At 50.7% G+C, this 9,565-nt stretch carries 11 protein-coding genes and 1 pseudogene; 8 read left to right on the forward strand and 4 right to left on the reverse strand.

The annotated features are described in order from the left end of the window. The 5 genes from DWB67_RS17120 to DWB67_RS17140 form a co-directional block, all read left to right on the forward strand. The coding region (locus tag DWB67_RS17120) for an integrase core domain-containing protein (RefSeq protein ID WP_147385972.1) at nt 1-129 on the forward strand (129 nt) is incomplete at its 5' end. A gap of 393 nt (nt 130-522) precedes the next feature. Beyond that, nucleotides 523-1,788, forward strand: a complete 1,266-nt coding sequence (dcm, locus tag DWB67_RS17125; RefSeq protein WP_119808768.1) for a DNA (cytosine-5-)-methyltransferase — start codon at nt 523-525, stop codon at nt 1,786-1,788. 3 nt (nt 1,789-1,791) lie between these two features. After that, a complete protein-coding gene (locus tag DWB67_RS17130) occupies nt 1,792-2,244 on the forward strand; it encodes a very short patch repair endonuclease (RefSeq protein WP_119808769.1) in 453 nt (150 codons plus the stop codon). Nucleotides 2,245-2,310: 66 nt separating this feature from the next. Beyond that, nucleotides 2,311-4,356: an AAA family ATPase gene (locus DWB67_RS17135; RefSeq protein WP_119808770.1), complete on the forward strand. Its 2,046-nt coding sequence runs from the start codon at nt 2,311-2,313 to the stop codon at nt 4,354-4,356. After that, the gene (locus DWB67_RS17140) at nt 4,346-5,653 is read left to right on the forward strand and encodes an LlaJI family restriction endonuclease (RefSeq protein WP_182911654.1); all 1,308 of its coding nucleotides are present in this window, start codon (nt 4,346-4,348) and stop codon (nt 5,651-5,653) included. Before DWB67_RS17135 ends, DWB67_RS17140 begins: the two co-directional genes overlap by 11 nt. A 129-nt stretch (nt 5,654-5,782) precedes the next feature. Here the strand turns inward: DWB67_RS17140 and DWB67_RS17145 are convergent, their stop codons facing one another. Continuing rightward, on the reverse strand, nt 5,783-6,043 hold the full coding sequence (locus DWB67_RS17145; protein WP_119808772.1) for a WGR domain-containing protein: 261 nt from the start codon (nt 6,041-6,043) through the stop codon (nt 5,783-5,785). Continuing rightward, nucleotides 6,043-6,672, reverse strand: coding sequence for a tyrosine-type recombinase/integrase (locus DWB67_RS17150; RefSeq protein ID WP_119808773.1), 630 nt, complete (start codon nt 6,670-6,672; stop codon nt 6,043-6,045). Before DWB67_RS17150 ends, DWB67_RS17145 begins: the two co-directional genes overlap by 1 nt. Nucleotides 6,673-6,916: 244 nt before the next feature. On the opposite strand from DWB67_RS17150, the gene DWB67_RS17155 reads away from it, so the two are divergent. The 3 genes and pseudogenes from DWB67_RS17155 to DWB67_RS17165 all read left to right on the forward strand — a co-directional run bounded on the left by DWB67_RS17155 (nt 6,917) and on the right by DWB67_RS17165 (nt 8,234). Further along, nucleotides 6,917-7,168, forward strand: coding sequence for a type II toxin-antitoxin system Phd/YefM family antitoxin (locus tag DWB67_RS17155; RefSeq protein WP_036743750.1), 252 nt, complete (start codon nt 6,917-6,919; stop codon nt 7,166-7,168). Beyond that, on the forward strand, nt 7,165-7,431 hold the full coding sequence (locus DWB67_RS17160) for a Txe/YoeB family addiction module toxin (protein ID WP_119808774.1): 267 nt from the start codon (nt 7,165-7,167) through the stop codon (nt 7,429-7,431). The genes DWB67_RS17155 and DWB67_RS17160 overlap by 4 nt, the downstream gene beginning before the upstream one ends. Before the next feature lie 95 nt (nt 7,432-7,526). Continuing rightward, nucleotides 7,527-8,234: pseudogene (locus DWB67_RS17165) on the forward strand (IS6 family transposase). Between the two features lie 72 nt (nt 8,235-8,306). Here the strand turns inward: DWB67_RS17165 and DWB67_RS17935 are convergent. Beyond that, nucleotides 8,307-8,945, reverse strand: a complete 639-nt coding sequence (locus tag DWB67_RS17935; protein WP_147385973.1) for an acyltransferase family protein — start codon at nt 8,943-8,945, stop codon at nt 8,307-8,309. Between the two features lie 36 nt (nt 8,946-8,981). Continuing rightward, nucleotides 8,982-9,371 carry an acyltransferase family protein gene (locus tag DWB67_RS17170; protein ID WP_119808775.1) on the reverse strand — a complete coding sequence of 130 codons (390 nt, stop codon included), beginning with the start codon at nt 9,369-9,371 and terminating at the stop codon, nt 8,982-8,984. Nucleotides 9,372-9,565: the final 194 nt, after the last annotated feature.

Below are 9,565 nucleotides of genomic sequence, written 5' to 3' on the forward strand. Positions count from 1 at the left end.
GAGGCCCGCAAAGGGATCGGCGCGTGGATCACCTATTACAACGCTGAACGCCCGCACTCAACGCATGGGCTGCTGACTCCCGGCGAGGCCTATGATACTCACAATCAACGCCTGAAAGCCGCCGCCTGACATGAAACACATGCTATAGCTTAGCTTGGGGGAAAATTGGTCAAAAATTCCGGACCACCTCTGAAGGCCGTGGATTAGAGTACTGCCTAGCAATTGTGTTTATCAGGCAGCCTGATAAACACAATTGCTAGGCCGACCGGATGGCTGCCTGGTAACAGCCCGCACCGCCGAAATGATCGTGGCCCCCGTCAGCAGGTGGGGGTCTTTTTGTGTTGTGACGTGACCTTGGTTGCAGCGGTTTTTGAATGATCTGTCGGCCAACAGCCTCGACTCTTCGCACGTATGCCTCCCACGAAGGTGAGCTGCCAAGTTTAAATGATATTGTATTCATTTTATCCTGTAGTTGACCCGGCGTTTAACGCTTGGTAATAGCGAGCTCAAAAGGAGAACAAAATGCTCGACCGGATGTTGAACTTGGGAGCGTGGGTGCAGGCCAAGCGGGAAGGTTTAGGCTTGACCCAGAAGGCTTTTGCCGAGCTCTTGGGGATGCCCGAGACCGGCGAGCGCACCGTTCGCGGATGGGAGCTTGGCGAGCATTTTCCAACGGTAGCAAAACGCGCCCAGATTGAGATTCTGCCGGACACGGCACTTCTACGTAGCCCTTATTCGACTGATCCCGACAATGCTGATTTCACATTTATCGATCTTTTCGCAGGTATAGGGGGAATTCGTCTTCCGTTCCAAAAACAAGGAGGTCACTGCGTTTTCACGTCTGAATGGGACAAGTTTGCAAAGAAGACATATGCCGCCAACTATGGTCAGATCCCTCATGGTGACATCACGAAGATTGCAGCAAACGATATCCCCGAACACGATGTGCTGCTTGCGGGATTTCCTTGTCAGGCGTTCTCGCAGGCGGGGCTGAGACAAGGCTTCAACGATACGCGAGGAACCATGTTCTTTGAAATCCAGCGCATCCTTGCTCATCATCGTCCTAAAGCCTTCCTGCTGGAGAACGTGAAGCAGTTGAAGGGCCACGACCAGGGCCGTACGCTGAAGACTATTCTTTCAATCCTTGAAGGACGTGCTGTCCCCGAGATTCCCGATACTGTGCCAATGTCGGAAGAAGCGCGAAAATCCCTCCGGACAAAACTGAACTATCGCGTGGGCTATCGTGTCCTGAAAGCTGCGAATTTCGGTGTCCCCCAAAACCGTGAGCGCGTTTACATCATCGGTTTCGACCGTGATCAGATTTCCGCTGCTAACGAAGCGGATATTTGCACCCGAATTCTTGATCGACTGAGTAAGGTTAAATGCAAAACTCGTGTCGGGGATATTCTAGAAAACGATGCTTCGGTCGATCCGAAATATACGATTTCCGATCAGTTGCTGGCGGGGCACGTTCGGCGTCTTGCCGGGCATAAAGAGAAGGGTAACGGTTTTGGCTACAGCGTTTTCACGAAGGACAGCCCCTACACCAACACGATTAGTGCCCGCTACTACAAGGACGGCAGCGAAATTCTGATCGACCAGAGCCACATTGGAAAAAATCCCCGTAAATTGACTCCTCGCGAGTGCGCAAGGCTTCAAGGATTTCCGGAGAATTTCAACGTAGATGCTGTTTCGAACTGCCAGAATTACCGCCAGTTTGGCAATTCTGTCTCTGTGCCGGTGATCGAGGCGATTGCTGCCGAAATGAAGCCCTACATTTCAGGTTAGACTGTGACGGACATTGTTTCCCCCGAAAAGCGTAGTGCCATGATGTCGGGCATTCGGGGGAAGGATACGAAGCCCGAGATCATTGTACGGCGTCTGCTGCACCGGCTTGGCTACCGGTTTCGCCTGCACCGTAAAGACTTACCAGGAAAACCGGATATTGTGCTGCCGAAGTGGCGTACCGTGATCTTCGTGAACGGCTGCTATTGGCATGGGCATGGGGACTGCCACTTGTTCCGTCCGCCTAAAACCCGGACGGAGTTCTGGACGAACAAGATCGAAAGCAATCGGGCCCGTGATCAACGCAACCACGCCGCGCTGAAAGACGCCGGATGGAGGGTGTTGGTCATTTGGGAGTGCGCGGTTTCCAAGAAACTAAGCCTTACAGACAAACAGTTGGAAATTGCGATTGCTACCGCCCTTGCGTCATCAGAGAACCTGATTGAACTCAGGGGGTGATCGCCGGTTGGCGAAAGGCAGGTACAACTTGTAAGCTTTTGATGATTCTTGTTTTAAGGGTACTCAATGACTGACCCAGTTGTTCCGGCTGATGCCAAATCTGCGTTGTACACCGTTTGCTTGTTTCTGGCGCAGTCAGGGGACCCTCATGCTGAACTTGGATTTGCTACACGATCCACAGCGTTCGAAAGTATCGGGGCCAGGTTTGGCGTCCCGAAAAATACCGTCAAAAACATTCGAGACACGTTTGACCGGTTTACAGACAGCGGACGGGTCGGCTGGGAGAAAAAGGAACTTCCGCCACGTTTCAAGACAATTTTTGATCAATATACAGATATCGAACGAGAAGAATTGCGCGATATTTCCCGGAAGATTTTGAGTTCGGAATGGGAAAAACTTGGCAAGGAGGATGGCGAAATGGAAGAATTGGCCGAGCAGTTAGAAACCTTTCCAATTTCAGAAATACCCGATGCCCTACCTGATCTGGACGAGTGTCAAAGATTGAGTAAAGAGCGTGCCTCCAAGATTCCGGTTGAACGAATTTGTGCCCCTTCTCCCGAAGTTTGGGAGCAAATTGTAGCATTGTACAAAGCGGAAGTGCCGAACGATAAAGTCGTGGTTGTTGGTGACTCCTCTATGTCAATAGAGACCGGAAAAGACAAAAGCCTTACTATAAGCGCGCAGGAGTTTCCCCGGTGCTGGGCTGTGAGGCCTTATGTATTGGGAATTTTAAAATATGAGGAAAAGATAGACGATCTTGCCAAAGCATTGGGCTTTCCCAATCGCGGCTCAGGCCGGGGAAAGGAAGAGGTGTTTAAGAAGCTGCCATCCAACACTTGGGAAACAGATATCTCTCCGCAAGATGTCGCAGCTATCAAGAATACTGTAAGGAACAAGTTAGCTCTAAATGTCGAAGAACAAGAACGCTTCCTGAAATTTCTAGCTGATGATAAATGGTCCGGTGTTTCAAAAACACTCGAGCGCGGCGACTGGCCTGTTGCGGCAATCGTAGGCGTTGGGAATTGGTTGGCAAACGCTTCTACAAGACGTGGCGAGCTGTCAATTGCGCTCGCGAAATCGGATGCCTTCGAGGAGTTGATGCAACTTTCCGGCTCAACCGGTGAAACGACTGTTATGCCAACTGACAAAGCCTCCTTGCCTGCTTTGAAAGGCGGCGAGAACGTCATCTTCTACGGCGCTCCCGGTACGGGAAAGTCCAACAGGGTCAAAGAAAAGATCGAAGAAGCGAAAAAAAAACCTTTTAGAACTGTCTTCCATCCCGACCTCCAGAACAGTGACTTTTTCGGGTGTCTCAAGCCTCAGATGGATGGCAAACGCGTTCGCTACGGTTTTTCCCCCGGGCCGTTTATGAAAGCTCTCGTAGAGGCCTACAAAACACCTGGCGAACCTGTGTTTCTTGTAATCGAGGAGCTGAACCGTGCAGCTGCGGCGGCCGTTTTCGGTGACTTGTTCCTTTTGCTTGACCGGGATGATGACGGTAAAGGTGAATACGATGTGAGCTTCCCGTCAACGGAGAGCGAAGCGTGGTTCAATGCCCAGACGGGCGTAGCCCATCAGGAACTCTTGCTCCCGTCAAACCTCTTCATCTACGCGACTATGAACAGCGCAGATCAGGGCGTTTACCCGATCGACACAGCTTTTCGCAGACGGTGGCGGCAGGAGTATCTACCGTTGGATTACGACAAAGGGCCCGACGGTGATGTATCGTATGTCGATGCAGCCGGAAACCGACATGCTCTTGCATGGCGGGAATTCGTCAAGTTGTTGAACAAACACCTGACTAGTAGCCTCACACTGGACATCGCGGAAGACCGCTTGCTGGGACAGTGGTTTGTCAAGAAAAAAGAACTCGACGGGCATGGGGTTCCCGAGAAGGTTTTGCTTTATTTATGGGACGATCTGCTCCGTCATGAAGGTCGCGAGCATGTCTTCAACACCGGAAAGAGCGGCAAGGTACAGACCTATGGCGATTTGGTAATCGAGGCGGCAGAAGGGCGCAGGTTCCTATCGGATAGTTTCCTTGGAAAGCTGAACGCTGCGTCTGATGTCCAACAGGAGCAAGAGGACGATAACAGCGACGATGCGTCCTAACTTTCCTGTTTTCCTTTCAGACCGTGACCCCATAGCAGCTTTTGACCGGCATTCAAGCACAGTGCTTACGGCCATGCGCGAAAGAGGTATCGGCCGCGTGGACCAGCAGAAGACGGTCCACTATTGCGGCCTGATCCATCACCCGGAGCAAGGTGCTGTCGTATTTCTGCCGAGAGAGGCGAGAACGGGGAACCTGGCTAGTGATCTCGAAACCGCCTCCCTAACCATGCGGGCACTAGCTCGTTTCGGAGCAGAGACCTCGAAGCGTGATTTCGAAGATGATGGCGAGGCAGGCAATCCTGGCGCGTTATCCGTGATCAAACGGTTGGCTGACGATTTCAGAGACCACGGGCTCTTTTCCAAGCGTATCCGGCAGCCGACCAGAAATTCCGGAAAGCCTGACTGGGCGGGAACGGTCAAGCGCGAGCTCGCGATGCCTGGGTACAAAGGCCAACCTGTGTTTACCGACATCCGGACCAGCCGTGCAACCAGAAGTACCGATGCTATTCTGACGCAAATTCAGGCTGCGGTGGTCCGCGAGATCCACCTTGCTCATGGCTGGTGGCTGAGCGGTATATCCAGCAGGCGACAGGAGCTGCTCTTATGCCTGCACCCGCCATTTCCCCGCACAACATGGGCTAGAAAGCTTGATACCCTTCTTCCCTCGTTATATTCGGCCCGATCAATATTCCTGGCAGAATATCTGCGTTCCTATCTCCGTGAAACGCGCAAGTCGTCTGGCGGAGCGTTCGTGTTTGGTGTCAGCGACTTTCACGCGGTCTGGGAAACCATGCTTCGTGAAACGATCCTAAGGTCGCCACATGACAAGCGACGAAACTGGAATAGCGAGTTGCCCAAGCCGGTCTATACCCTCAAGGACAGCGGCATGTCTGACGCGCGTAGCCGAGGCATGCAAACCGACATTATTCTTGATAATGCAACTAACTATATGATTGTTGATGCGAAGTATTATGCTGCAAAAGATGCTGTAAGTGCACCCGGATGGCCGGATATAGCAAAGCAGATATTTTATGAGCATGCCCTTCGTGAAATTGTCGATTCAACCGACATGCCGCAAAGTATCATCCACAATATTTTCGCATTTCCAGCAAAAATGAATGAGGGCCCTCTGGTGAATGTCGAAGTGCGCCACGAGGATGGCAGGCCGGTTAGTGCTGCCTTCAGGCCGGTTTACTGTATATACGTTTCGATGCGGGAGGTGTTGGAACATTATGTCAACAATACCCAAGGCGTAACAATTGCCGCTCCCCTACATCAGCCGATAGGTGTCGCATGATTATGTAGTCACGCTACCGGCAGTAATAGACAGTGACCTGAGCCCCACGTTTTCTCCAGCTTTGTGCGGAATCCTTGGGGCAAAGCGTACTCGTGTCTAAGTAGCTTAGGTGTTGAGGAGATTCGGAAGCTATAACCCAAACATCGCCAGCTGTTGGGGCTCGACCCAATAGCCACGCTGACGCTTGGCCGCCTCTAACGTCATCAGCGCTTCTACAGCCATGTCTTCGCAGGTAAATAGGTCCATCCGCTTTTCACCCCGATGTCCGATCCGGCCCCATTCGTGATACAGGGTCCATTCCCCAAAGAGATTGGGGAGGATTTGCATGTGATAGTAGCGGGACTGATTGGTCGTCGGGTCGCGCTTTTCCAGATATGTTTGTATCGACATCAGAGGTGGTACTTCCGAGCAAGATCAAGGGCCTTGGCTTGTTCGGTGCCGATATATTCCTTGGTGCTTTCAATACTCGCATGACCCAGGAGTAGCTGTGCGGCCCGCAGGTTGCCGGTCTGCTGATGGATATAGGTGGGGAACGTCCGTCGCAGCGAGTGCAGCCCGTAAAGCGCCGGATCAAGGTGCGCCCGCTCCAGCCAGCCCTTGAACAACCGCCACAACTGGCTTTCGCTTAGATGGCTGTGTGACCAGCGCACGCCTTGTCCGGTGAACAGCCAGCCGTGGAGCGGTCGCGCGTCAGCTTCCAGATAGGCGCGCAGGCTGTCACGTGTGACCCCAGACAACCGTGCCTGAACCGGTTTGGCATGGCGGGTTTCGGTTTTCTTCTGACGGATTTCGACAATCTCCCGCAGCCCGGCGGGGGTTGCGACATCGGCCACCCGCAGCCGGACAAGATCGGATCCGCGAAAGCAGGTATCAAGCGCCACGTTAAAGAGAGCCAACCCGCGCAGGTCGCGATCCTGGCGGAGCAGCAGCCGGATCAGACTGACCTGATCCGGTGTCAGCGGCGGCTTTTTCCCCACCACTTTTCCCTTGTTCCAGGCCGGTTTTGGCGTGTCGGTCATGACCTCTGTCCTTGCGCGGTTTTCCGAAGCATGGCGGAAAAGCTCGCATGAAGGAACCCGTGTCAGGCAGGGGCCGGAACGTCATAAGTTTATGGCGATTTGCTATTGGGAGGCATGCGAGCTTCTAGAATAAAGCGCGCATGGAGGCATGAGCTTCGCGTCAATGTGCCCCTTTGTTTGACGCGACCTCTTTACTTGTACTTAATGTTGTACATATAAGGTTGCGACAATGAGGAGAGGCGCGATGGATGTTATGACCTACTCAGATGCACGCGCCCAGCTGAAGGGCGTCATGGATCGAGCGATCCACGACAAGCAGGAAGTTGTCGTGACGCGCAAGAAGGGCGAGTCTGTTGTTGTTGTGTCCTTGGACACTTGGAACGCTGTCAACGAGACGTTGCACCTCCTATCCACACCGAAAAACGCTTCCCGCTTGCGCGCGTCGATCGCGCAACTCGATGCCGGAACTGGCGAAGAGCGTGAGCTGACCGAGTGAAGCTGATTTTTTCCGATCAGGCTTGGGAAGATTATCAATACTGGGTCAACACCAACGACAAGGTGCGCGACCGGATCAACGAGCTGATCAAGCAGTGCAAGCGGACTCCCTTCAAGGGAACCGGCAAGCCGGAACCTTTGAAGGGCGATTTGACGGGCTGGTGGTCTCGGCGGATTTCTCAGGAAGATCGCATGGTCTACCGGGTCAGTGGAACTGGCGATGGCCAAAGCCTAGAGATTGCGCAACTGCGATTTCATTACTGAATGGTCGGAAAGACCGCTGCCGCTGCTTTGGCCGGACGAGTTGCGCCGGCATTGCCAAATTGTCTGGCTGGCTTAATCGGGCTATTGCGTACTCCATGAAAATACCAACCAGTCTGCCGCGCCTGAAGGGCTTCCGTTTTCCACGTGAGATCATCGCTTACGCGGTGTGGTCTTATCATCGTTTCGCGCTGAGCACGGCTGATGTCGAGGACCTTCTGGCTGAGCGGGGCGTGATTGTCAGCCGGGAAGCAGTCCGGTTATGGGTCAATCGATTTGGTCGGCATTTTGCGAATTGCATCCGGCGCGATCGTCCTCTTCCCAACGACAAATGGCACCTGAATGAGGTTGTGATCCCGATCCGCGGCAAGAAGCATTGGTTGTGACGCGCAATTGACGCGAATGGCGAGGTTCTCGATATACTTTGCAAACGCGGAGAAGCGGAAAGGCAGCGAAGCGGTTTTTCAAAGGGCTGATCACTCAGTTCGGCGCGCCGAGGGTCGTGATCACGGATAAATTACGCAGCTACATCAAGCCGATCAAAACGCTGGCACCGGACGCTAACCACCGCGCCCACAAGAGATTGAATAACGCCATTGAAGGATCGCACCGGCCGACCCGCAAGCCGGGAGAAGGTATTTGGCCGGTTCAAGTCTCACTTGCAAGCACAGAGATTCCTGACCGCACACGACCCGATCAACCTGATCTTCCGTCCCCGACGTTACAGACTCACCGCAACATCATATCGCCACGCCCGAGCCGATGCTTTCAGTCTCTGGGCAGATTACACCGCCGACATGGCGTGACCAGCCACCCAGCTACCATGCTGGATTCACGAGATGAATTCCCCGAACGGATTTGCGCAACAAAACCGGTCCTCAGAATAGCGGTTTTATTTTAGGAAAAGATTTTCTCCAAGAAACTTTCGGCACAGCGAAAAAAGCATTTCCAGGAATTTTTCTTAATATAGCTGCTAGTAGTAAAGAAAATATTATAGTAAATATAAAAATAAAAGTCAAAGGGAAAATGCCCAGTGTCGTTTCTGCAAAAGGGCGCACAATAATAAATAAAGCTGCTATAAAAAACTGATGGATAAGAAATAATTCTAAAGATCTTTGCCCTATATAACTAAAAAATTTACTAATTATGGGGAAGTTATCGATTGAGAATTGCAAAATGTAAACAGCAGAAATGGTGGCGGGAAAAGAAATTAAAAGCCAGCAAATGCTTTTCAAAAAATTATCACGCATATTAATATTTTCTATTAAAAAATAACATGAAATCCACACTACTACCGAAAGTAATGTGAAAAACAATCTAGTTTTGATAGGTTTAATTAAATTTGCTGAAAATAGGAATCCGATTGTAAAATATAAAAAACCGCGTTCACCCAAATTTTGAAGTATTAAGTTTATTCCGTTAGGAAATTTGGCATTTTCAATAACATACAGCGATAATATTGAAAAAGAAATAGTAATAAATATGGAATATATTATATTAATTTTACGTATTATCATGCAAAACATGGCAAGAAGCGCAATGGAATAAATAAACTACATATTTCCAACGGGATCGATAAGGCTTATTGTCAAAAAACTCAGCTTAGGGTTTCCCCATGGGTAAATATTAAATCCTAAAATAGTTAATCCCAAAGTTAACCATCCCCATAATGCCGCTATCCATAAACTCCATAACAAACGTTTTTTGAAAAACCAATTCCATCCGCGGGTGGCGGGAATTGCAAATAAAATACCGGAACACATAAAAAATGCAGGCATTCTAACAATAGATAAAAAAGCTTCTAATCTATAAAAAGGAAAAAAGAAGGTTTTATCCATCTGAGATAGCATAACTGACATTGCAAGGTACGAGTGATGAAGAATCACCAAGCTGATTGTGACACCTCGAAGGGTATCAAGCCACTCTTCACGTTGGACAGACATAATGAAACAACCAAATTATTGCGGATAATATAACCTGCTTTATATTATAAAATTTAAGCTATAAATAGCCCTTAAGTGTTTAGTTGCTACATGTTCCATCCCGGATGATCACATAGACCCTCGCCGGACCGCGTTCTTCGTGGCAAGATCTATCTTAGGCGAGTTTCGGGATGGGAGGCGAGGATGCTGATCTC

The organism is Paracoccus sp. JM45 (assembly GCF_003590715.1).
Lineage (GTDB): Bacteria > Pseudomonadota > Alphaproteobacteria > Rhodobacterales > Rhodobacteraceae > Paracoccus.

Bases quoted from the DNA above. Each gene is read 5' to 3' on its own strand.
- DWB67_RS17140 (WP_182911654.1), top strand. From the start codon at position 4,346: ATGCGTCCTAACTTTCCTGTTTTCCTTTCAGACCGTGACCCCATAGCA.
- dcm (WP_119808768.1), top strand. From the start codon at position 523: ATGCTCGACCGGATGTTGAACTTGGGAGCGTGGGTGCAGGCCAAGCGG.
- DWB67_RS17935 (WP_147385973.1), bottom strand. From the start codon at position 8,945: ATGATAATACGTAAAATTAATATAATATATTCCATATTTATTACTATT.
- DWB67_RS17170 (WP_119808775.1), bottom strand. From the start codon at position 9,371: ATGTCTGTCCAACGTGAAGAGTGGCTTGATACCCTTCGAGGTGTCACA.
- DWB67_RS17155 (WP_036743750.1), top strand. From the start codon at position 6,917: ATGGATGTTATGACCTACTCAGATGCACGCGCCCAGCTGAAGGGCGTC.
- DWB67_RS17150 (WP_119808773.1), bottom strand. From the start codon at position 6,672: ATGACCGACACGCCAAAACCGGCCTGGAACAAGGGAAAAGTGGTGGGG.
- DWB67_RS17135 (WP_119808770.1), top strand. From the start codon at position 2,311: ATGACTGACCCAGTTGTTCCGGCTGATGCCAAATCTGCGTTGTACACC.
- DWB67_RS17145 (WP_119808772.1), bottom strand. From the start codon at position 6,043: ATGTCGATACAAACATATCTGGAAAAGCGCGACCCGACGACCAATCAG.